The sequence below is a fragment of the Caulobacter sp. Root1472 genome, from assembly GCF_001426985.1.
Lineage (GTDB): Bacteria > Pseudomonadota > Alphaproteobacteria > Caulobacterales > Caulobacteraceae > Caulobacter > Caulobacter rhizosphaerae.
Window position 1 is genome coordinate 48117 of record NZ_LMFX01000023.1, and the last position, 22953, is coordinate 71069.

Below are 22953 nucleotides of genomic sequence, written 5' to 3' on the forward strand. Positions count from 1 at the left end.
GCGCAGGGCAAGGCTCGCCCGCTCGCCGGATGGAAAAGCGCTCAACCTAAGGGAGCCTTTCGCAGCGTCCGACGTTGTCTAGCTTCGTGTCAGCAGGGGGACCTTCAGCGTGATCAAGCAGAACAAGGGCAAGGCCCGGGCCGCGGCTTCGGTCTCGATCGTGGCGACGGCGGTGGCGGCGGCCCTGATCCTGGGCGGCTGCGACAAGCTTCCAGGCGGCAAGTCGGCCGACGGGACCGCGGCGTCAGCCAGGAGCCCGACCGACATGGCCAAGGTCGGCGCCTATACCGAGGGGTTCAACAAGCTGGTCGGAACCTACGGCCTGGTGGAGACCGCCGACGACTACGCCAAGGCCGACATTTCGCGCCAATCGGCCCAGGACCCCATCATCGTCTCGGCCGGCTGGATCGAGCAGGCGCAGGACGCCCTGAAGAGCGCCCGGGCCATGCCTGGCGGTTCCAAGGCGGTCGACCAGGCCGCCGACACCCTGATCGCCGACCTCGACAAGGTGCTGGCCCGCCTGCGCCCGCTGAAGGTCTATTATGACAGCAAGGCCTATCGCGACGACGGCCTGGCCCGCGGCAAGGCCGAAGACCCGCTGATGAAGGCCGAGTTCCAGACCGCCTTGACCGACATGGACGCCTTCTCCGAAGCGCTCAAGGCCGAGCGCAACAAGCACCTGGCCGTGGAGCTGGCGGCGCTCAAGGCGCGCGGCGACCTGCTGGCCTATAACAGCAAGCTGGCCTTGCAGCAGTCGGAGTCCCTGGTCGACCTGTTCAAGTCGCCCGAGGACCTCAGCGATCCGGCGACCCTGGCCAAGGGCGACGCGATCGTCGCCCAGTTGGAGACGACCCTGGCCGACCAGCGCAAGGCCTATGCCGAGGCGAAGGCCAAGACGGGCGGCCAGATCGGTCCGACCCGCCAGATCGCGGCCGACCAGCTGACCTCGATGATCGGCAACTATCGCGACCTTAAGCGCAGCCGCAGCGTTGAGGACTTCAACATGATGCAGCGCAACTACAACTCGGCCGTGGAGCTTCTGAACCTGCCCCAGCCTATAGCGCGTTAGGCGAAAGTTTGGGCGACGTCGCTTGAGGGGGCGGTTCCAGACTTGTTTCCGCGTGCTTTCTCCCCCCGAGCCGGGCGCCCCTTCGCTCGAGAATGCTCTAGGCTCCGCCCATGCTCTGGCGCCGCCATGTCGAACCCTTCACCCGTCCCCTGGTCTATGCCTTGTTCCGCTTTCGGCGCGGCCTGACCCTGGGCGTGCGCGGGGTGGTCACCGACGGCGAGGGGCGGGTGCTGCTGGTGCAGCACACCTATGTCCACGGCTGGTACCTGCCAGGCGGCGGGGTCGAGCGGCGCGAGACGGCCGAGACGGCCCTGGCGCGGGAAATGCAGGAAGAGGCCGGCGTGCGCGTGCTGGGCCGGCCGACCCTGGTCTCGGTGCACAGCAACGAGCCGCGCCATCCGGGCGACCATGTGCTGCTCTATCGCGTCCATGCCTGGGAACCGTGCGCGGCCAGCGTCCAGGGCGAGATTCACGAGGTGGGCTGGTTCGCGCCCGACGCCCTGCCGGCCGACACCACGCCCAGCACCCGCCAGCGCATCGCCGAGGCGTTGCACGGCGCCGAATGCGATCCGATGTGGTGAGGGAGATCGTCGGAATGGCGATCAGGCCTTCCCCAGTGATCAACGATCATTAAAATGGATGTTTGAACGAGGGCCGCCGTCCCGCCGGACGTGAACGACCCCGACCGGAGGAGCACGGCATGCGCGACTACCTGAAGTTCTACATCGACGGTCAGTGGGTCGAGCCGAAAGGCTCCAAGACGGTGGACGTGATCAATCCGGCCACCGAGACTGCCGCCGGCCGGGTGACCCTGGGCACGGCCGAGGATGTCGACCTTGCCGTGCGGGCTGCCCGCAAGGCTTTCGCCAGCTACTCCCAGACCAGCCGCGAGGAGCGCGTCGACCTGCTCGAGCGGATCATCGCCGAATATCAGAAGCGCTTCGAGGACATGGCCAAGGCCATCACCGAGGAGATGGGCGCCCCGTCGTGGTTGGCCCAGCGCGCCCAGGCGGCTATGGGCATCGCCCATGTCCAGACGGCGCTCCAGGTGCTGAAGGACTACAGGTTCGAAGAGGATCGCGGCGCCACGCGCCTGGTCAAGGAACCGATCGGCGTCTGCGCCTTCATCACCCCGTGGAACTGGCCGATCAACCAGATCGCCTGCAAGGTGGCGCCCGCCCTGGCCACCGGCTGCACCATGGTGCTCAAGCCCTCGGAAGTGGCCCCGTTCTCGGCCTGGGTCTGGACCGAGATCCTGGCGGCCGCCGGCGTGCCGGCCGGGGTCTACAATCTCGTCAACGGCGACGGCCCGACCGTCGGCGCGGCGCTCTCCTCGCATCCGGAGGTCGACATGGTGTCGTTCACCGGCTCGACCCGGGCCGGGATCGAGGTGGCCCGCAACGCCGCCCCGACCGTCAAGCGCGTGCACCAGGAACTGGGCGGCAAGAGCCCCAACATCATCCTCGACGACGCCGACTTCCAGAAGGCGGTCGGCGGCGGCGTGGCCTCGGTGATGATGAACTCGGGCCAGTCGTGCAACGCCCCGACCCGGATGCTGGTCCCGCAAAAGCGCATGGACGAGGTGATCGCCATCGCCAAGGCCGCCGCCGAGGCCCACACGGTGGGCGACCCGAACGGCAATTCCAAGCTGGGCCCGGTGGTGTCCGAAGTGCAGTGGACCAAGATCCAGGGCCTGATCCAGAAGGGCGTCGACGAGGGCGCGACCCTGGTGGCCGGCGGTCCGGGCAAGCCGGAGGGGCTGGAAACCGGCTACTATGTCAAGCCGACGGTGTTCGCCAACGTCACGCCGACCATGACCATCGCCAAGGAAGAGATCTTCGGCCCGGTGCTGGCCATCCTCGGCTATGACGGCGTCGACCAGGCGGTCGAGATCGGCAACGACACCGAATACGGCCTGGCGGCCTATGTGTCGGGCAACGATCTGGCCGAAGTCCGCGCGGTGGCCTCCAAGCTCCGGGCCGGCCAGGTGATCCTGAACGGCGCCGGCCCCGACCTGATGGCCCCGTTCGGCGGCTACAAGATGAGCGGCAACGGCCGCGAATGGGGCGACCACGCGTTCGGCGAGTTCCTGGAGACCAAGGCCGTGCTGGGCTATTCGGCCAAGCAGGCGGCGGAGTAGCGCGCCGCATCGTGATCCCGGGCCGGGGACATGCACTTGTGTGTGTCCCCAAGCCTGGCGTGGCGCTTCGTGGATGGGGACACGCACAAGTGCGCGTCCCCGGCCGCTACTCCGGCGCCGCCTCCACATAGGCCGGCCAGCTCAGCGCCCCGCGATCCAGCACGATGGTCTTGTCCGAATAGCCGCTGCCCATCAGTCCCGCCGGTTTGGCGGGGATGGCCGAGACGCCGCGCGGCCAGCCGTCGCGGATCTCGATCACGGCCACGTCGACCTTGCCGGCCGGACGGGCGGTGAAGCTGAGGGTGACGCCGTTGGGATCGGGCGCGTGGTAGCTGAGGCTGGTCCACTCGCCGGCCTGGGTCGGCAGGGCGATCGGCCGGCCGTTCAGGCGCGGCTGGCTCAGGTCGATACTGGGCCGCAGGCGCAGGGTCAGGACCTCGGCGCCGGCCGTCGGCACGGCGCGAACCAGCAGGCGGTCGCCGGCCCGGTCGATCGACAGCACCGGCCGCTCGACCGGCAGGACGGCGGTCGGCGCCATCCACACCGGCTCGCGGTAGAGCGGCGGATAGGCCTGGCGCACCGGCTTGGCGTCGTTGTCCGACAGCACCACCCGCGACCACGGATCCAGGCGCGGCTGGGGCGAAACCCGCCAGGCCGTGCCGGTCGACAGGTCGGCCAGGTGGCTGGCTTCGGCCAGTTGCGGCCGGGCTGGTCCGCCGTCGCCCAGGCCGGCATAGGCCAGCAACCCGATCCCCGCCGCCACGGCGACGCCGGCGAAGACCGGCGCCCAGCGATAGGCGGCGAAATCGAAGGCCAGGGGCAGCAGGGCCGGGGCGGCCAGGATGGCGAAAGCCGCCAGCACGGCCGGCTCCTGCAGGCCCACCCCGGCGAAGGTCCAGGCTCCCCAGGCGCCCAGCTGGGCGACGACGGCGATGGCGATCAGGGCGACGGCCAGGGTCAGGACCCAGGCGACACGACGGTCGCGGGTTCCGCCGACGGCCATGACCAGGGCGGCGGCCAGGCTGGCGGCCAGCAGCGGCCAGGCCAGCATCACCGAGCCGCCCGGCAGCAAGGCCTGCACCGTGACCGCCAGGCCCAGCACCACCAGCAGGGCTCCCAGCCAGGCGCCGAACACGCCCACACCCTTGCCCAGGCTCAGCCAGGCCAGGACGACCACCGCGACGCCGAGACCAAGACCGATCGGGTCGAAACCGCCGACCAGGCTGCACGCGCCGCCGGCCGCCAGGCCCACCAGGCTGATCCAGATGCGACCACCGCCCCGCGCCTGCAGGATCAGGGTGGTCAGGCACACCCCGATCAGCAGGATCCCGGCGCCGGGCAGCAGCAGGTTGAACTGGCCCAGCATCGCATAGTAGCGCTGCTGGTCGACGATCCCGATCAGCCGGCCGGCCAGGTGCAGGGCCAGGATCGCACCGGCGCTCAGCAGCAGGAAACCGGCGATCCCGCGCAGGATCTCGACGAAGTTCACCGCCTTGCCGCGCAGGGCGCGGAAGCCGGTGAACAGGATCAGCACCCCAGCCGCCGCCAGGATCGCCCAGCCGATATTCACCGGATAGGCCACCAGAACGCGGGCGAGGACGTCGGAATAGATCAGGTCCGGTGATTTCGAAGGCAGGGCCGCGCCCATCGCCAGGGCCCGGACGGCGGGCAGGGCCTGGTCGCCCAGGTTCTGCAGGCTGCCCTGGTTCAGATGCTCGGGCGTGGCCAGCGGCGTGTGATAGGCCAGCTGGTCGTCGATGAAGGCGAAGTTCAGGCCCGGCAGGCCCTTGCGCAGGGCGTGGGTGAAGTCGGTGTCGTTGGGCATCCGCGCATAGACGGCGGCGGCCAGCGAGTTGGCCGTCGGCTGGTGGGCCGCGCCGGCGTAGAGGCGGACCAGGTCGCCGCTGTCGGAACCGGTCTGGAACATGGCCGCGCGGCCGGCGTCGCCCCGGGCCTCCATGTTGACCACCACGCCCACATGCTCGCGCAGAGGGTCGCGGGCGAAGAAGGCCTCGGCGCCCAGCAGGCCCGGCTCCTCGCCGTCGGTGAACAGGAAGATCACGTCGCGGGCCGGGGTCGGGCCGGCTTTCAGGGCGCGGGCGATTTCCAGGGCGGCGGCCACGCCCGCGGAGTCGTCGGCGGCGCCGGGCGAGTTGTGGACGGTGTCGTAGTGGCTCATCACCAGCACCGCCGGAGCATCGCGGTCGGCGCCGGGCAGCGTGGCGACGATGTTCTGGACGGCGCCGACGGCCACCGAGCGAGGCGACCACTTGGCCGCCTCGCGCACGCCCTCGCCCGGCCGCACCAGCACCTCCAGCCCCAGGCCATTGACCCGCGAGAGCAGGTGGTCGCGCACCCGGACGATCTCATTCGAGCCAATCGGATGCGGCTTGCGGCCGATGGCGCGGACGTCGGCCATGGCGCGGCCGGCCGAGAACTGGTCGGCGGGGGTGTTGGCCGGCAGGGGGGGCGGCGTCCGCAAGGCCAGGTTGGCGATCGCCAGGCCCAGCAGCAGGCAGACCCAGACGCCGAGCAGCCGGATGGTCTTCATGCGATGCGCCTCCCGCAGCGAATCCCCGATCGCAGGGTGAGGCGCTTCGGGGCTTGAGGAAAGCTTGGTTAAGGGCGAAAGGAGCCCAACGAAAAGGGCGACCCGGTCACCCGGATCGCCCTTCCGTCTTCCACCCTCGTCTCCGCTCCCGACTTTCGCCTGGAGAGCGGGTCCGTGGATCTAGTACTTGGCCCGCAGGGTCAGGCCGTAGGTGCGCGGCGCGCCCAGGAACGCATCATAGGTGATGGTGTCGTTGGCCGGCGCATAGGTCGCGTTGGTGGCGCTCAGGCCCGACGAGCCCTGCAGGAAGCCGTTGAAGGCGACCTGTTCGTACTCTTCGTTGAACAGGTTCTGGCCCCACAGCTCGATCGTCCACTTGTCGTCCTGCGAGCCCAGGCCGATGCGGGCGTTGGCCACGGTGTAGGCCTTCTGGACCTTCGGCGGGAACAGGTCCGAACCGGTGTTGTAGGCGGACGAGTACTTGGCGCCGATGTTGAAGCGGGCCTTCAGGCTGTCGCCGACCGGACGTTCGTAGGTCAGCGAGGCCGAGCCGGACCATTTGGGGGCCAGCGACATCTGGCTGCCCGGCAGCAGGGCCAGGGCGTTGGTCGGGTCGTTGGGGACCTTGTCGTCGCCATAGGTCGTCTTGGCGTAGCTCAGGCCGCTCTGGACCGACAGGCCGTGCACCGGGGTGAACCACAGGAAGTCGACGTCGACGCCCTTGGAGGTCACTTCCGGCACCGAGCGCACCGCGAACGAAGTGCCCAGGAAGGTGTTCAGCTGGAAGTCCGTGAACTTCTGGTAGAAGCCGGTGACGTTGAACAGCACCGTGCGGTTGAACAGGGTGTTCTTCAGGCCGACTTCATAGCTGTCGACGAATTCGGCCGGGAACGAGGTGTCCAGGATCGGCACGACGCCAGGCGCGCCCGAAGGCAGGCCGTTGGACGACTGGGTGCGGTCCAGGTTGAAGCCGCCGCCCTTGTAGCCGCGGGCGTAGGAGGCGTAGCTGAACACCTCCGGCGAGAAGCGGTACGACGCCTTGATCGTGCCGCTCCATTCCTTGTCCGAGCGCTTCTGGTTGGTGCCGCGGCCGTTGAACAGCGGGTTGGCCCAGGGCAGGCAGAGGTTGCCGATCACCGTGCCGGCGTTGGCCGGGCCGACGATGCCGGCGATGCGGGCCTGGCCGGCCGGCGACAGGGCGGTGGCGCACGCCACGCCGCCGTCGCTGGTGGTCTGGTAGGTGTCCAGGTCCTTCTTGTCGATCGAGTAGCGCAGGCCGGCGGTGATGTCGAAGGCGTCGGTCACGTGCCAGGTGTTGTTGGTGAAGCCGGCGACGGTGGTGGCGCGCTGCTTGTAGGTGTCGTGCAAGCCCTGGCCGCCGACGAAGCTGGTGTTGGGCGCACGGTTCAGCAGCAGGGCGACGAAGTTGGCGACGCCGGCCGGATTGGCCCCCGAGCGCGACAGCAGGCGGCCCAGATACTGCTCGTAGTCGTTGCCGTACTTGAAGTTGGCTTCGTTATCGAGCTTCTCGTCGGCCAGGAAGGCGCCGACCAGCCAGTCGAACTTGTCGGTCTGGCCGGCCAGGCGGATTTCCTGGCTGAAGGTGGTGAACTCCGAATAGTTGGTGCCGTCCTTGTTGCGATAGGCGAGGTCGGCGGTGGTGAAGTCGGAGTCCTGGCCGTTGTCGGTGCGCCAGTTGCGGATGGCCGAGATGGAGGTGATCTCGCCGAAGTCGGTGTCGATCACGGCCTGCAGCGATACGCCCTTGTCCTCGATCGACGACGGCGCGCCGCGGTTCGAATAGGCGACGCGGGCGTAGGGATCGGCGGTGGTGGCCAGGGCCGGGCCGCCGTTCAGCAGACCCAGGATGCCGGCGGTCGGGCCGGTGCGGATCTGCACGGCGCCGCAGCAGTTTTCGTCGCGCTTGGTGTAGTCGCCGATCAGCCGGAAGGTGGCCTTGTCGTCCGGCACGAACAGCAGTTGGCCGCGGACGGTGTAGAAGCCCTGGTCGGCGTCCTCGTCGCGATCGCTGGGACCCTTGCCGGTGACCACGTCGTTATAGCCGTCGCGCTCGCGGGCGGCCACGTACAGCCGGGCGGCCAGGGTCTCGCTGCCGAACAGCGGCCCGGTCACCGAGCCGGCCAGGCCGTGGGCGTTGAAGTTGCCGATCGTCGCTTCGGCCTCGGCGCCGAAGCCGAATTCCGGCTCCTTGGTGACGATGTTGATGACGCCGGCCGAGGTGCTCTTGCCGAACAGCGTGCCTTGCGGGCCCTTCAGGACCTCGATGCGTTCCATCTGGCCCAGGTCGCCGAAGCCGACGCCGTTGCGCGGACGATAGACGCCGTCGATCACGACGCCGACCGAGCTTTCCAGGCCGGGGTTGTCGCCGACCGTGCCGACGCCGCGGATGCGGGCGGTGGTCGAGGCTTCCGACGAGGTCGAGGTGACGGTCAGGCCGGGGGTCAGGATCGTCAGGTCCTTGATGTCCTTGACGCCGGTGTCCTGCAGCAGCTTGGCGCTGACGGCGGTGACCACCACCGGCACGTCCTGCAGGTTCTGCTCGCGCTTCTGGGCGGTGACGACGATGCTGTCGACGGTGGGGATTTCGGTGTCCTGGGCGGCGGTTTGGGCCTGAGCCGCCAGTGGGGTCAGACCGGCGAGCACGACGGCGGACGCCGTGCCGCAAAGCACCTGAGTAAAGCGCATTTCCTACCTCGGTTCGTTTTATGGCGTGAGCGCTTGCACCGCCCCCGCCTTTTGATTTGGTCTTGACCCGAACGATTGTTCGAATTGACACGCAAGGGTTACGGTTCCGCCGGTGTCTCGGCAAGGAGAAACCTTATGGATTAACGGTTCGAGAACGGCTGTTGCGCGGAAGCGACAGCGTTACGCGAGCATCCCCAACCTTCCGTCAGCCTTCAAATGAGGCGGAGCGCTTGCGTCGGGCGGCCGGGCGGCTCATGTCCCCGCCATGCCCCTCTCCGCCACCTATCGTCCTGATCCGGTCTTCATGCGCTTGGGGGCGGAGTTCGCCGATCCGGTGGCCCCCGCGCCCTTCCCGCAGACCCGCCTGCGGTTCCGCAACGACCGCGCGGCGGCCAGCGTGGGATTGGAGGACCTGGCCGAGGCCGAATGGCTGGCTCACTTCGCCCGTTTCGCACCGCTGCCGGACAACCAGCCCGGGCCCCTGGCCATGCGCTATCACGGCCATCAGTTCCGCAGCTACAACCCCGACCTGGGCGACGGGCGCGGTTTCCTGTTCGCCCAGCTTCGGGAGGCCGGAAGCGGCCGGCTGCTGGACCTGGCCACCAAGGGCTCGGGTCAGACGCCATGGTCGCGGGCCGGCGACGGGCGGCTGACCCTGAAGGGCGGAGTGCGCGAGATCCTGGCGGCCGCGATGCTGGAGGCCCTGGGCGTTCCGACCTCCCGCGCCTTTTCCCTGGTCGAGACGGGCGAAGCCCTGGTGCGCGGCGACGAGCCCAGCCCGACCCGCTCGGCGGTGCTGACCCGCCTGTCCCACAGCCACATCCGGTTCGGGACCTTTCAGCGCCAGGCCTTCCTGGAGCGGCGAGACAATATCACTGTGCTGGTCGACCATGCGGTCGAGACCTATTTCCCGCAGGTCGCTGACCAGCCGGACCGGCCCAAGGTGCTGCTGGAGCAGGCGGTCGCCGCCAGCGCCCGCCTGCTGGCCCGCTGGATGGCGGCCGGTTTCGTGCACGGAGTGCTCAACACCGACAACATGGTCGTGACGGGCGAGAGCTTCGACTACGGCCCCTGGCGGTTCCTGCCGCGCAACGACCCCAACTTCACCGCGGCCTATTTCGACCACTCGGGCCTCTACAGCTTCGGCCGCCAGCCGTTGGCGGTGTTCTGGAACCTGCAGCAGCTGGCCGGCTGCCTGGCCCTGGTCACCGACGACGCGGGACTGATCGCGGCGCTCAACAGCTTCTCCGGTCTCTATCGCGACGCCCTGCGCGCCGCGATGCTGGACCGCCTGGGCCTGACGAGCCGCTCGGCCGACGACGATATCGACCTGGTCCAGGCCGCGTTCACGGCCCTGGCCGCCGGCGGCGAATCGCTGCGCTGGGAGCCGTTCTTCTTCGATTGGTTCGGAGGCGAGGCGTCGCAAGCCCGCGCCCTGGCCGGTCCGCGCGCGGACCTCTACGGCCAGGAAGCCTTTCTCGACTTCCGCCGCCGGCTGTCGGCGTTCGAGCCTAAGCGTCCCGAACGTCTGGAAAGTCCTGTTTTCAACGGCTTGGAGCCCGAGGAGCTGCTGATCGACGAGGTGGAGGCCCTGTGGGCGCCGATCGCGCAAGCCGACGACTGGGCGCCGCTCGAAGGAAAACTGGCCCGAATTGAGGCCGCGCGTGTCGCCTATGCGTTGGGAGACTGACATACGGGTGAGACATATCTGCCGCATGCTGAGCTTTTCCGACGTAGATCCGAGGTTCGTAGGAACAAACGTCAAGCTTCGGCCTTATCTGGGCTGAAACTCGCCTCACGAACGAACTGGCCTGTGGAGAATTTCGCATGCGTTTCTTCCAACCCGTGATGCTGGTCTGCGCGGTCGCCATGTCGTTCATCGGCGCCTTGGGCCTGCCGGGCTGCGCCCGCGCCATTGGCGAGTGCCTGAGCGACAAGCACGAGATGGCTTGATCCTCCCCCTCTGGGGGAGGTGGCCCGTAGGGCCGGAGGGGGAGCCGCCGCGCTGGCCCCCTCAGTCGCTTACGCGACAGTTCCCCCAGAGGGGGAGCATCAAACCAACCACGGCGCGCTGGCCATCCGTCGGGCCAGGAACGCGATCAGCACCTCCACCCTCGCCGGACGGATCGGGCTGGGCGGGGTGACCAGGTGCAAGGCGATCGGAGGCGGGGCCCAATCCGTTAGGACTTCTTCCAGCAAGCCGCTCTTCACGTCCTCCCAGCACAGGAAGTCAGGCTGCATGGCCAGGCCCAGGCCGGCCAGCAGGGAAGGGCGCAGGATGTCGGCGTTGTTGACCCGCAGGGGCGAGGGCACGCTGACCGCATATTGTCCGTGCTCGGCGTGCTCGAACCGCCAGACGTCCCGCGAACGGCCGCCGGTGTAGAACAGGCCTTGGTGGACCGTCAGGTCCTTGGGGTGGCCGGGCCGGCCATGCTTGTCGAAATAGGCCGGCGCGCCGACCAGCATCACCCGCACCGGACACAGCCGCCGGGCCAGCAGGCTGGAATCCTCCAGGGCCGAGATCCGCAGGGCCAGGTCGAATCCCTCCTCGACGATGTCGACCAGCTGGTCCGACAGCGACAGCTCGACCGAGACCTCCGGATAGAGGGCGAAGAATTCCGGCAGGGCCGGTCCCAGATGTGCGATGCCGAACGACATCGGCGCGGCCACTCGCACCAGGCCGCGCGGGGTGGCCGACTGGGCCGAGGCCTCGGCTTCCAGCGCCTCGCCCTCGGCCAGGATCCGGGCGGCGCGGTCCAGCGAGGCGCGGCCGGCCTCGGTCAGGGACAGTCGCCGGGAGGTGCGATGAAACAGTGTCGCCCCAAGCCGCGTCTCCAGCCGCGAGACGGCCTTGGAGACCGTGGCCTTGGACAGGTTCAGCTGTTCGGCGGTCCCGACGAACGAGCCGGTCTCAGCCACCTTGGCGAACACCGCCCAGGCCTCGAAGTCGGGGAGTTTCATGGGTGCGATTTCCGAAACGGTTTGTTTCGATCATTTCCATTTCGGATCGAAGCGCAAGGGGCCATCTTCCCCTCAACAGAGACGGCCGCCCCGGCCTTCTCCTTCAAGATGCTCTCAGGAGACCGAGATGATCGACGTTCGAACCTTCGACAGCCTGGGCGGCGCCAACCATGGTTGGCTGGACGCCAAGCACCACTTCTCGTTCGCCGACTACCACGACCCTTCGCGCGTCCATCACGGCGCCCTGCGGGTGTGGAACGACGACACCATCGCGGCCGGCACGGGCTTTCCGCCCCATCCCCATGCCGACATGGAGATCATCACCTATGTCCGTGAGGGCGCGATCACCCACCAGGACAGCCTGGGCAACAAGGGCCGCACCGAGGCGGGCGACGTCCAGGTGATGAGCGCTGGCACCGGCATCCGCCATTCCGAGTACAATCTGGAAAACACCACGACCAAGATCTTCCAGATCTGGATCATCCCCAACAAGCGCGGCGAAGGCCCGGCCTGGGGCGCCAAGCCCTTCCCCAAGGGCGACCGCAGCGGGAAGTTCGTGGCGCTGGCCAGCGGCTTCGACGGTGATACGGACGCCCTGCCGATCCGCACCGACGCCCGCGTACTGGGCGCGACGCTGAAGGCTGGCGAGACCGCCGAGTACGCCATCGGCGCCGACCGCAAGGGTTATCTGGTGCCGTCGACCGGCAAGGTCGAGGTCAACGGCGTGGCTTTGAACACCCGCGACGGCGCGGCCATTCAAGACGAGGCCGTGATCCGCGTGAAAGCGTTGGAAGACGCGGAATTGGTGCTCGTCGACGCCGCTTAATCAACACCCCCTGACGGGAACAGGCGCATGCGCCTGTCCCCACCCCTTCCAAACACTCACAAGGAGGCCGTCATGGCCAAGGTTCTCGTCCTCTACTATTCCGCCTACGGCCACATCGAGACGATGGCCAACGCCGTCGCCGAAGGCGCCCGCGCCGCCGGCGCGACCGTCGATGTCAAGCGCGTGCCGGAACTGGTGCCGCAGGAGATCGCGGTGAAGTCGCACTACAAGCTGGACCAGGCCGCGCCGGTCGCCAAGATCGAGGATCTGGCCGAGTACGACGCCATCATCGTCGGCGTCGGCACCCGCTTTGGGCGCATGGCCTCGCAGATGGCCAACTTCCTCGACCAGGCCGGCGGCCTGTGGGCCCGCGGCGCGTTGAACGGCAAGGTGGGCGGCGCCTTCACCTCGTCGGCCACCCAGCACGGCGGCAACGAGACCACCCTGTTCTCGATCATCACCAACCTGCTGCACTTCGGCATGACCATCGTGGGCCTGCCCTACAGCCACCAGGGCCAGATGACCCTGGAGGAGATCACCGGCGGCGCGCCCTACGGCGCCACCACCATCGCCGGCGGCGACGGTTCGCGCCAGCCCAGCGAGCTGGAGCTGGCCGGCGCCCGCCACCAGGGCGAACTGGTCGCAAAGACGGCGGCCAAGCTGTTCGGCTAAATCGCGGACCCGAGTCCTGGCGGCGCGGTTCGTCCTCCCCCCTACGAACCGTGTCGCCAACGACCGGCCGGCTCCCCGCGGAGTCGGCCGGTTTTGTTTTTCAAGAACGCTGGCCGACCCGGCGGAGCGACGTTCGTTATCGCGCACCGAAGTCGCCGACGATCGCATCAGCGTCGTCGTGGAGCAGCGGCTTCTCCTTTTGGTTGAAATATTAAAAATTGTTACAAGAGGGTGCATTTCTGCACGTCCTGATGGGTCGTCGCCTGTTACGCAATCATAAGTAGCTTAAACCCCTCCTACACCAAAGGGATGCGTCAGGCGGAGCCGTCTGGGCGCGCCCGCCAACCAACTCATCAAAGGAGAGTAAGCGATGGCTTATGATGCTGATGCCGCCGCCGTGGGCATTTCCCAGGTCTACTGGGACAAGGGCCTGAAGTATTTCACCAATGGCGACGACGCGACCACCGCGATCCAGAACCTGTACCTGGACTGGAAGCCGCCGTTCGACCTGGGATCGCTGGCCGCCATCATCGGCGCCCTGTACGCCGACACCTACTGGGCCGCCCTGCCGAGCGACGGCCAGCGGATGTCGGTCACCCAGCTGGCCAACGACCTGAGCGCCGCGATCGGGGTCAACCTGTCCGACGCCACCCGAGCGGCCCAGTTCGCCTTCTCGCGCTGGTACGGCCTGTTCGTTCGCGGCAACATGGCCAACAGCGGCGAGATCCCCAAGCAGGGCACGCTGACCTCCAGTCCCGACGTGCTGGTCAACGGCTCGTCGCCGATGATCCCTCGCCTGATCATCACCAACTGGAACCAGGACACCTGGGGGCCGAAGCCGGGGTTGAAGAACTACGCCTACGGCCGGTCCCAGAGCCTGAACATCGGCGTGCCGATCACCCAGCCGACCGTGCGGATGTACTATACCGACGCCGGCTTCGTGCCGCCGCCCAGCAGTTGGATCCAGGTCTTCACCTATGACGACCAGCTGGAAAGCTCGCCGCTCGTCGACATCAACGGCGGTCAGACCCTGGTCCCGGGAACCCGGTCGGCCAGCAAGCTGGCGTTCGGGGTCAACTTCCCCGGCACGGGCCACTACTGCATGATCACGGCCGCGGCGTCGGAATACTTCGCCAACAAGCCCAACGCCGGGCAGGGCAACTGGGATTCGGCCACCTGGCTGCAGTGCAACGGCGCGGCCGGCTGGCACAATCTCGACGTCTCCAGCACGGGCGAAGCCTTCCTGAAGTTCTATAACCAGGACGACAGCGCCGAGCGCTTCGCGTTCGAGGCCCACTGCCACCAGGTGGACAAGGGCGCCAAGGTGTCGCTGGCCATCGACGGCCTGCTGCGGTCGACCGAGGCGGCGATCACCGCCGACTACCAGGTGGTCAGCGCCGAGGTCGAGGCCCCGCCGCATCACGTCGGCGAACTGGCGGTGCGGTTCGGCAAGCTGCCGCCGGGCTCGTCCGTGACCTTCTACAAGTACTGGGTGCTGCCGGTCGGCCACCCGTATCACCCCCACGCCGCCCGGCTGGTGGGCGACTTCGACGCCCTCGCGTCAGGCCAGCCGGTCCGCGTGCCGATGGGCGACTACACCTTCATCGGTCCCGAAGACTAAAGCGGGGCGACGACGCGAGGCCCGGCGGGCGCGGCATGTCCGCGCCCGCTTCGCCTTGCGCGTGGCGCCGGCTCACCCCGTCCGGGTCATCTTGAAGATCCCCTGGGCGTTCGAACTGTCGAACCGCAGGTCCAGCCTTTTCACGCCGGCCTCGTCCACGAACCGGTCGCGCGAGATGAACTCGTGGAACGAGCCGGGGACGGTCAGGGTCACCTCTCCGGCGTCGGTGACGAACACGCGCTCGACCGGCTGCGCCTTGAACGCCGTCTGGCGTACGCGGCCCGAGCCCGAGACCTCGACCTTGTCCTTGACCGGTCGGCCCAGGGCTTTCTGGCCCTCGGCCACGGCCTCGACATCGGGGACCCGGTCGGTGGCGTGGTTGAAGGCCTGGCCCTCGGTGGCGATCCAGGCGGCCTCGGCCGACTCAGCCAGCAGGGCCTTGTAGTGCTCCAGCCGCAGGGCGCCGTGGGTGCGCTCGAAGGCCGCGACCACCTGGGGCAGGGCGGCGCGCGCCGCGTCCAGGTCGCAGGACCCCTTGGTGGCGAAGGCGGCCAGGGCCCGCTGGGCCTCCACGCCCAGGACGTCGGCGGTGGAGTCGAACACCGCATGGGCGATCACCTGAAAGGCCGGCGAGAAACGCTCGGCATGCAGTTCGCTGACGAAGAACTGCGGGATCGCCTCGGGATGGTCCAGATGGGCGAAGGCCCGGCCGGTCATCTTCAGCCGGTCCAGCGGATAGAGGTCGGCGACCGCGTAGCCCAGCGGCTCGAGGATCCGCGCGAAGGCCAGATGGCCGGCGGGCAACGCGCCGGTCGGGGCGCCGTCACCGAAGTCGATCGTGCGCAGGGCGCCGTGGTCGAACAGCACCTTGCGGCCCGCCGCGCGGCGCTCGGACACATAGGCCGCGCCCAGCGGCACGCGGCCCATGATGTCGTGGAACAGCACCGCGTTCAGCGCCATGGCGAACACCGCGCGCGACACCGGGCCGTCTGTCTCGGCCGCCAGGGGCGGAGCGATGTCCAGCACGTCGAGGATCGTGGCGGCGGCCTTCTGGCCGATGGCCGAGGCGACGAGGGTGGAGAGATGCGACATTTGTGGTCCTGGAATTTGAAACCAATTTGATCCGCTCATCCCGGCGAATGCCGGGACCCAGATCCCTTAGCGGCGTGTCGGGTTGGACGAACTCAGAGCTCGAGGAGCCCGCGTCAAAGCCATTCCATCTGGGTCCCGGCGTTCGCCGGGATGAGCGGTTGAAGGAGGATCAGACGTCGAACGTGACCCCCTGCGCCAGCGGCAGGGTGGTCCCGTAGTTCACGGTGTTGGTGGCGCGGCGCATATAGGCCTTCCAGCTGTCGGAGCCGGCTTCACGGCCGCCGCCGGTCTCCTTCTCGCCGCCGAACGCCCCGCCGATCTCCGCGCCCGAGGGGCCGATATTGACGTTGGCGATGCCGCAATCGCTGCCTTGCGCCGACAGGAACAACTCGGCCTCGCGCAGGTTCAGCGTGAAGATCGACGATGACAGCCCCTGGGCCACGTCGTTCTGGGCGGCGATGGCGTCGGCCAGTTCGGTGTAGCGCATCACGTAGAGGATCGGGGCGAAGGTTTCGGCCTTCACGATCTCGGCTTGGTGGTCGATCTCGACCAGGGCGGGAGCGACGTAGAAGGCGTTCGGCCCGCCAACCTCGACGCGGTCGCCGCCGACCACCCGGCCGCCGCCGGCGCGCGCGGCGTCCAGGGCCGACTGCATGGCGTCGAACGCGGCCTTGTCGATCAGCGGACCGACCAGAACGCCCGCCGCGCGCGGATCGCCGACCGGCACGGACGGATAGGCGCTCTTCAGCCGGTCGACGAAGGTGTCATAGACGCTGTCGTGCACGAACAGCCGGCGCAGGGTGGTGCAGCGCTGGCCCGCCGTGCCCATGGCGGCGAAGGCCACTCCCCGCAGGGTCAGGTCCAGGTCCGCCGACGGCGCGACGATGGCGGCGTTGTTGCCGCCCAGCTCCAGCAGGGCGCGGGCGAAGCGGGCGGCCAGCCTCGGCCCAACCGCCCGCCCCATGGCCGTCGAGCCGGTGGCCGAGACCAGCGGGACCTTCGGATGGTCGACCAGCGCCTCGCCGACCGCGCGGCCGCCGATCAGCAGGGTCGACAGGCCGGAAGGCGCGTCCGGACCGAACCGCGCGGCGGCGCGCTCGAACAGGGCCTGGGCGGCCAGGGCGACCAGCGGGGTCTTCTCCGACGGCTTCCACACCACGCTGTCGCCGCAGACGAAAGCCAGGGCCGCATTCCACGACCAGACGGCGACCGGGAAGTTGAAGGCGCTGATGACGCCCACCACGCCCAGCGGGCGCCAGGTCTCCATCATTCGGTGATCAGGACGTTCGCTCGCTATCGTCAGGCCGAACAGCTGGCGCGACAGGCCCACGGCGTAGTCGCAGATGTCGATCATCTCCTGCACCTCGCCCAGGCCCTCGGAGATCACCTTGCCGGCCTCCAGGGTGACCAGGGCGGCGAGGTCGTCCTTGGCGGCGCGCAGTTCCTCGCCCAGCAGGCGGACCAGCTCGCCGCGGCGCGGGGCGGGGACCTGGCGCCAGGCGAGATAGGCGCCATGGGCGGCGTCGATGGCGGCCGCGGCCCGGGCGGGGGTGTGCTCGGGGAGGCTGGCCAGGATCTCGCCGGTGACCGGCGAGCGCGCCGCCAGGGTTCCACCGTCGAGAGCGGTGGTGACGCCCAAGCGCTGCAGGATGGCGCGGGCTTCGGAAACGGCGGAGGGCAGGGTGGTCATCAGATAGTCCTGGAAAATCTATTTTCGATCCGCTCATCCCGGCGAATGCCGGGACCCAGATCCCATGGCGGTGTGTGGGGCTGGATCAGCACTGAGTTTGAGGAACCCACCTCAAAGCCATTCCATCTGGGTCCGGCATTCGCCGGGATGAGCGGTGGTAAGGGGAAAGCTCACGATCTCAAAGCCGGCCCCAGCCGAACCGCCGCCGATCCCGTCCCGAACACCGCCGCCACCGTCGCCGAATAGTCCTGGACCAGGCGCGGCGTGAAGCGGTCGTAGGCGTCCTGGAACGCCCGGCCCAGGCCGTGCTCGCCGCTGAAGCTGGCGCCGAAGCCGTCGACGGCCAGGGTCAGCACCGCTTCGCGGAGGGCCGCGCGCCGCCCCGGCTCGACCGGGCCGACCAGGTTGAAGTGCACCCCGCCGTCGGCCACGTGGCCGAAGTCGCACAGGGCGTAGTCGGGAAAGTCGGCCTCCAGCATCAGCACGGCCTCGCGGCGGAAGCGGGCCAGGTCGCGGCGGCGGAAGCTGAGGTCGAAGCCCACGACCGGCCCGCTGGCTCGCAGGCCTTCCGACAGCGAATGGCGCAGGGCCCACATCTTCTCGACCGGGCCGAACAGGGCGTCGACCAGCAGGCCGTCGTCGCGTTCCAGCAAGTCGCCGGCGATCTGCTGCAGCACCTCGTCCAGCGAGACCTCGCCCTCGCGCGGGGCCCAGGTTCGGGTCAACTCGACCAATACGGCGTAGTCGGGAACGCCGCCGGCGAACGGGTTGTTCAGCGACGGCACGTGGTCGATGGCCCGGGTCATGGCCGCCTTCGACAGGCCCTCGAAGGCCGTCAGGGTCGAGCCGGCCTGGACCTCGAACGCCTGCAGCAGCGGCAGGACCGCCTCGATGTCGCGCGGGACCAGCAGGGCGGCGGCGGTCTGGCGGGGGCGGTGGTGAACCTCGACGGTCACCTGGGTAATGATCCCAAACGCGCCACAACCGCCGACGAACAGCTGGCGCAGGGCGACGGCGGCGTTGTCTTTGCGCAGGCCGTGCGAGAGCTGGAGCGTCGTGCCGGCCGCGTCGGCCAGCACCACTTCCAGGCCCAGGACGTGGCGGCGCATGTCGCCATAGCGCAGGAACCGCGCCCCGCCGGTGTTGGTGGCGGCCATGCCGCCCAGGGTGGGATCGGCGCCCAGGTCGATGGGCAGGAACAGGCCATGCGGCTCCAGCGCCGCGTTCAGCGCCGACAGCCGCACGCCGGCCCCGACCGTGGCCGTGCGGTCGGCGACGTCGATCTCCAGCGGCCCGGCCAGGCGATCCAGCGACAGCACCAGGTGCGTCCCGCTGGCGTCCGGCGTCGAGCCCTCGGCCAGGCCGGTATTGGCCCCCTGCGGCACGAACCTCAGGCCGTAGCGCACGCAATAGCCGACCACCGCCGAGACCTGCGCCGTGGTCGCCGGGCGGACGACCGCCGCCGCCGCCCCGCCGGCGTAGCGCGCAGGAGTCTCGTAGGCGGCGCGGTCGGCCGGATCGAGGATCAGGCCGCCGGGACCGACCAGGGCGGCCAGGGCGTCTTGGTGAACTTGGTCCAGCACGAAAGCGCAAACTCCAGGGGCGGCCATCATCTCCGCCATTCCGTCGAATCCTAGTGGCGGGATCGTCGGTTTGACGGCAGGATCTCGGCGAAATGCAGTCTTCCGCCAACATAATGACGATCGACGCCATCGACGAGAAGCTGATCGCCGCCTTGCGGGAGAACGGCCGGGCCTCGACCGCCGAACTCGCCCGGCGGGTCGGCCGCTCGCGCACCACGGTGCAAAGCCGGATCGAGCGGCTGGAACGCAGCGGGGTGATCGTCGGCTATACGGCCCGCCTGGCGCCCGACCACGCCCATGGCGCGGTGCGCGTGCACGTGATGATCAAGATCGGTCCCAAGGAGGCCCGCGCCGTCGAGGCGGCGCTGCGCGCGATCCCGCAGGTGCGGCTGCTGCACTCGGTCAGCGGCGACTACGACATGATCGCCATCGCCGCCACCGCGACGGTCGCGCAGATGGACGAGGTGCTCGACAGGATCGGCCATGTGGCGGGGGTCGAGCGCACGACCTCGTCGATCATCCTGTCGACCAAGTTCGATCGCTGAGGCCCGCTTGCGCGACGCGGACGGCGATGGAAAATCGCCGCTGGGGCGTCTCCCCCCTTGCGTGACTTCTCGCCTTCCTCGTCAGACCGAATGGAGAAGACAATGCCCAAGAAATATACGGCCCAATGCGCCTGCGGCGCCGTGAAGTTCGCGTTCGACAGCGACCCGACGTTCGTCGCCAACTGCCATTGCAACGACTGCAAGCGGGCCTCGGGCGGCGAGATGGCGACCTTCTTCGCGGTGCCGGCCGACGACTTCGACCTGCTCAGCGGCCAGCCCAAGGCGTTCCACTATGTCGCCAATTCCGGCAACGGGCTGGATCGGAACTTCTGTCCGGACTGCGGGTCACGGGTCTTCACCAGCAATCTCGACGGCTTTCCCGGCGCGGTCTTCGTCCAACTGGGCAGCCTGGATCGGCCGGACCTGATCGCGCCCAAGCTGGAGATGTTCACCGCGCGCCGGCTGGACTGGAACAGGCCGCTGGACCTGCCGCAGTTCGACGGCATGCCGAACTGATCTATTCGGACCGCAGCCGCGCGCGAACGTCCTGGTAGGCCGCGGCGACCAGGGCGTTCAGCGCGGCGGCGTCCATCGGCCGGCCCCAGGGTCTCTCCGCACCGCGCCGGCAAGTCGGAAGAGCTCCGTCATCGGGCCAGAATGCCAGCGCCGCCCGGGCTTGTCGAAATCCCGGCGGCGGGTCGGCCCCGCTCGCCAAGCCATCCTGAGCCTGGCGAGCAGAGGTTCCCGCCGCCGTCAGGCCGGAACGACGGACCGGCGGACGATCCGCGCCGCCTCGACCATGTTGGCCAGGGCGGCCTGCGTCTCGGGCCACTGGCGGGTCTTCAGGCCGCAGTCGGGATTGACCCACAGCTGGCCGGCCGACAGCCGCGCCTCGGCGGCCTTCAGCAGGTCGGTGATCTCCCCGACGGCGGGCACGCGCGGCGAGTGGATGTCGTAGACGCCTGGACCGATCTGCGCCGGATAGGCGTAGGCCTCGAAGGCGTCCAGCAGTTCCATCTTCGAGCGGGCGGTCTCGATGGAGATGACGTCGGCGTCCATCGCCCCGATCGCGGCGATGATGTCGTTGAACTCCGAATAGCACATGTGGGTGTGGATCTGGGTGTGGTCGGCCACCCCCGACGCCGCCAGGCGGAAGCAGTCGACCGCCCAGTCCAGATAGGCCGCCCAGTCGCCCCGGCGCAGGGGCAGGCCTTCGCGCAGGGCCGCCTCGTCGATCTGGATGACCTTGGCCCCGGCCGCTTCCAGGTCGGCCACCTCGTCGCGGATGGCCAGGGCGATCTGGCGGCAGGCCACGGACCGGGGGAGGTCGTCCCGCACGAACGACCAGTTCAGGATGGTCACCGGGCCGGTCAGCATGCCCTTCACCGGCCGGTCGGTCAGGGACTGGGCGTAGGCCCACCAGTCCACGGTCATCGGGGCCGGGCGCGAGACGTCGCCGAACAGGATCGGCGGCCGCACGCAGCGCGAGCCGTAGGACTGCACCCAGCCGTGGCGGGTGAAGGCGAAGCCCGACAGCTGCTCGCCGAAATACTGCACCATGTCGTTGCGCTCGAACTCGCCGTGGACCAGCACGTCCAGCCCGATCTCGGCCTGCCAGGCGACAGTGCGGGCGGTCTCGGCGCGCAGGAACGCCGTGTAGTCCACGTCGCTCAGCTGGCCCTTGCCGTGGGCCGAGCGCGCCTGGCGCACCGCCTCGGTCTGGGGGAACGAGCCGATGGTGGTGGTGGGGAAGGCCGGCAGGTCCAGGCGCGCGATCTGCACCGCTTGCCGACGGCCGAACGGCGAGCGGCGCCGGGCCATGTCCGGCGTGGTGGCGGCCAGGCGCGCGGCCACCGCCGCGTCGTGGATCCTGGGCGAGGCGCGCCGCGCCTTTGCCGCCTCCGCGCTGGCGGCCAGTTGGGACGCCACCGCGGCCCGGCCCCGGTTCAGCGCCGTGGCCAGCACCACCAGCTCCTCGATCTTCTGGACGCCGAACGCCAGCCACTGGCGGACCTCCGGATCGATCGCCGTCTCCAGGTCCAGGTCGATCGGCGCGTGCAGCAGCGAGCAGGACGGCGCCAGGATCACCCGGTCGCCGCCGCGCCGCGAGACGATCGGGTCCAGGCGATCGAGCAGGGCCGGCAGGTCGGCCCGCCAGACGTTGCGGCCGTCGATCACCCCCAGCGACAGCACCAGGCTTTCGGGCGCCAGGGCCAGGACCGCGTCGAGCTCTTCTGGCGCGCGCGCCAGATCGACGTGGACGCCGTCGACCGGCAGGTTCACCGCCGTGGCCAGGTTGTCGCCATAGGCGCCGAAATAGCTGGTCAGCATCAGGCGCAGGCCGGGCGCGGCATGGGTCAGGGCGCCATAGGCGCGGCGCAGCTCGCCGCGCTCGAAGTCGGTCAGATCCAGCGCCAGGCAGGGCTCGTCCATCTGCACCCAGTCGGCGCCGGCCTGCTGGAGCCGGACCAGGATCTCGGCATAGACCGGGACCAGGGCCGACAGCAGCGACAGCGGCGAGAAGTCCTCGTCCCTGGTCTTGGCCAGCTTGAGGAAGGTGACCGGGCCCAGCAGCACCGGGCGGGTGTGGACGCCCAGCGCCCGGGCCTCCAGGAACTCGTCGATCGGCTTGGTGGAGGTCAGGGCGAAGGCCTGGTCGCGCGACACCTCCGGGGCCAGGTAATGGTAGTTGGTGTCGAACCACTTGGTCATCTCCAGGGCCGGCAAGCCGGAACCCTGGTGATGCGCGTGACCGTGGGCGCAGGCCGCCTCGGTCGCGCCGCCTTGCGCGCCGCGCGCCATGGTGAAGTAGCCGGCGGTGTCGGTCGGGCCGCCTGTCCAGCCGTAGATCGCCGGAATGGCCCCGACCATGACGCTGGTGTCCAGCACATGGTCGTAGAGCGAGAAGTCGTTGCTGGGCACATGGACCACGCCGAGGGCGGCCTGGCGGGTCCAGGCGCCGGCGCGCAGGGCGGCGGCCGTGGCGAGCAGCGCCTGGGCGTTGGTCTTGCCCGCCCAATGGTTCTCAAGCGCGAACTTCAGTTCGCGGTGCGGTCCGATGCGGGGAAAGCCCAGGGTGGCGACGGTGACGGTCATGTTCGAAAAGCCTCTGCCGGTGTGATGGCGGAGGCGGGTCGGGACGCGCGCGAGGGGACGCGCACGGGCCATGGGGTCCGGTCACGCCTTGGCATGCGACCAGACCGGACACCCCGCCGGAGGACGTTATCTGTCGGGGCAGGTCTCCTGGCTCACGGGTCAGCGCCCCTGTCCTGGCCTTCCCGACACGCCACCGATCCAGCTCGGCGCGTCAGTGACACGTATCGGACAGCGGCTCGCCGCTCACAGTTGCGGGGGCAGCGCCGGATTCGGGCTTTCAAGACCCTCACCGACTTCCCTCTTAGCTGCGGACGCGCGAACGCCCGCAGACCACGACCCGCCCAGAAGGCGCGCGTTCCCGCCCGGCGTCAAGAGGGACATAAGGATATCTTTATGTGATT

General features: G+C 69.1%; 17 protein-coding genes and 1 riboswitch. Of the genes, 10 read left to right on the top strand and 7 right to left on the bottom strand.

What is annotated here, in order from left to right:
• Positions 1-109 precede the first annotated feature (109 nt).
• From ASD47_RS15215 to ASD47_RS15225, 3 genes are all read left to right on the top strand, one after another.
• Positions 110-1069, top strand: coding sequence for a DUF3829 domain-containing protein (locus ASD47_RS15215; RefSeq protein ID WP_056758224.1), 960 nt, complete (start codon positions 110-112; stop codon positions 1067-1069).
• 110 nt (positions 1070-1179) lie between these two features.
• On the top strand, positions 1180-1650 hold the full coding sequence (locus ASD47_RS15220) for an NUDIX domain-containing protein (protein WP_056758227.1): 471 nt from the start codon (positions 1180-1182) through the stop codon (positions 1648-1650).
• A 119-nt stretch (positions 1651-1769) separates the two neighbouring features.
• Positions 1770-3209: an aldehyde dehydrogenase family protein gene (locus ASD47_RS15225; RefSeq protein WP_056758230.1), complete on the top strand. Its 1440-nt coding sequence runs from the start codon at positions 1770-1772 to the stop codon at positions 3207-3209.
• Positions 3210-3315: 106 nt separating this feature from the next.
• Here ASD47_RS15225 and ASD47_RS15230 read toward each other — a convergent pair whose 3' ends face one another.
• Both ASD47_RS15230 and ASD47_RS15235 read right to left on the bottom strand, forming a co-directional pair.
• Complete coding sequence (locus tag ASD47_RS15230) at positions 3316-5760, bottom strand: M20/M25/M40 family metallo-hydrolase (RefSeq protein ID WP_056758233.1); 2445 nt, start codon at positions 5758-5760, stop codon at positions 3316-3318.
• A 180-nt stretch (positions 5761-5940) separates the two neighbouring features.
• A complete protein-coding gene (locus tag ASD47_RS15235; protein ID WP_056758236.1) occupies positions 5941-8466 on the bottom strand; it encodes a TonB-dependent receptor in 2526 nt (841 codons plus the stop codon).
• Positions 8467-8731: 265 nt separating this feature from the next.
• Between ASD47_RS15235 and ASD47_RS15240 the strand changes: the two genes are divergently transcribed.
• On the top strand, positions 8732-10156 hold the full coding sequence (locus ASD47_RS15240; RefSeq protein WP_056758239.1) for a protein adenylyltransferase SelO: 1425 nt from the start codon (positions 8732-8734) through the stop codon (positions 10154-10156).
• A 137-nt stretch (positions 10157-10293) separates the two neighbouring features.
• Positions 10294-10419: a hypothetical protein gene (locus ASD47_RS26685; RefSeq protein ID WP_007667460.1), complete on the top strand. Its 126-nt coding sequence runs from the start codon at positions 10294-10296 to the stop codon at positions 10417-10419.
• Between the two features lie 99 nt (positions 10420-10518).
• On the opposite strand, the gene ASD47_RS15245 is transcribed toward ASD47_RS26685, so the two are convergent.
• On the bottom strand, positions 10519-11427 hold the full coding sequence (locus ASD47_RS15245) for a LysR family transcriptional regulator (RefSeq protein WP_056758241.1): 909 nt from the start codon (positions 11425-11427) through the stop codon (positions 10519-10521).
• A 127-nt stretch (positions 11428-11554) separates the two neighbouring features.
• Between ASD47_RS15245 and ASD47_RS15250 the strand changes: the two genes are divergently transcribed.
• From ASD47_RS15250 to ASD47_RS15260, 3 genes are all read left to right on the top strand, one after another.
• A complete protein-coding gene (locus ASD47_RS15250; protein ID WP_056758244.1) occupies positions 11555-12253 on the top strand; it encodes a pirin family protein in 699 nt (232 codons plus the stop codon).
• A 72-nt stretch (positions 12254-12325) separates the two neighbouring features.
• Complete coding sequence (gene wrbA, locus ASD47_RS15255) at positions 12326-12925, top strand: NAD(P)H:quinone oxidoreductase (RefSeq protein ID WP_056758247.1); 600 nt, start codon at positions 12326-12328, stop codon at positions 12923-12925.
• A 370-nt stretch (positions 12926-13295) separates the two neighbouring features.
• Positions 13296-14546 (top strand): hypothetical protein, encoded by a 1251-nt coding sequence (locus ASD47_RS15260; RefSeq protein ID WP_056758250.1) that lies wholly within the window; start codon positions 13296-13298, stop codon positions 14544-14546.
• 72 nt (positions 14547-14618) lie between these two features.
• Here ASD47_RS15260 and ASD47_RS15265 read toward each other — a convergent pair whose 3' ends face one another.
• The 3 genes from ASD47_RS15265 to ASD47_RS15275 form a co-directional block, all read right to left on the bottom strand.
• Positions 14619-15638, bottom strand: coding sequence for a 2-oxoadipate dioxygenase/decarboxylase family protein (locus ASD47_RS15265; protein WP_056758253.1), 1020 nt, complete (start codon positions 15636-15638; stop codon positions 14619-14621).
• Between the two features lie 169 nt (positions 15639-15807).
• A complete protein-coding gene (locus tag ASD47_RS15270; RefSeq protein WP_056758256.1) occupies positions 15808-17328 on the bottom strand; it encodes an aldehyde dehydrogenase family protein in 1521 nt (506 codons plus the stop codon).
• Positions 17329-17498: 170 nt separating this feature from the next.
• A complete protein-coding gene (locus ASD47_RS15275; protein ID WP_056759039.1) occupies positions 17499-18911 on the bottom strand; it encodes an FAD-binding oxidoreductase in 1413 nt (470 codons plus the stop codon).
• 92 nt (positions 18912-19003) lie between these two features.
• Here ASD47_RS15275 and ASD47_RS15280 point away from each other — a divergent pair, with 92 nt between their 5' ends.
• The gene (locus ASD47_RS15280; RefSeq protein ID WP_235525898.1) at positions 19004-19456 is read left to right on the top strand and encodes an Lrp/AsnC family transcriptional regulator; all 453 of its coding nucleotides are present in this window, start codon (positions 19004-19006) and stop codon (positions 19454-19456) included.
• A gap of 102 nt (positions 19457-19558) precedes the next feature.
• Positions 19559-19972 (top strand): GFA family protein, encoded by a 414-nt coding sequence (locus ASD47_RS15285; protein WP_056758262.1) that lies wholly within the window; start codon positions 19559-19561, stop codon positions 19970-19972.
• Between the two features lie 237 nt (positions 19973-20209).
• On the opposite strand, the gene metE is transcribed toward ASD47_RS15285, so the two are convergent.
• Positions 20210-22552 (bottom strand): 5-methyltetrahydropteroyltriglutamate--homocysteine S-methyltransferase, encoded by a 2343-nt coding sequence (gene metE / locus ASD47_RS15290; RefSeq protein WP_056758265.1) that lies wholly within the window; start codon positions 22550-22552, stop codon positions 20210-20212.
• 119 nt (positions 22553-22671) lie between these two features.
• A riboswitch (cobalamin riboswitch) is annotated at positions 22672-22902 on the bottom strand.
• Positions 22903-22953 lie beyond the last annotated feature (51 nt).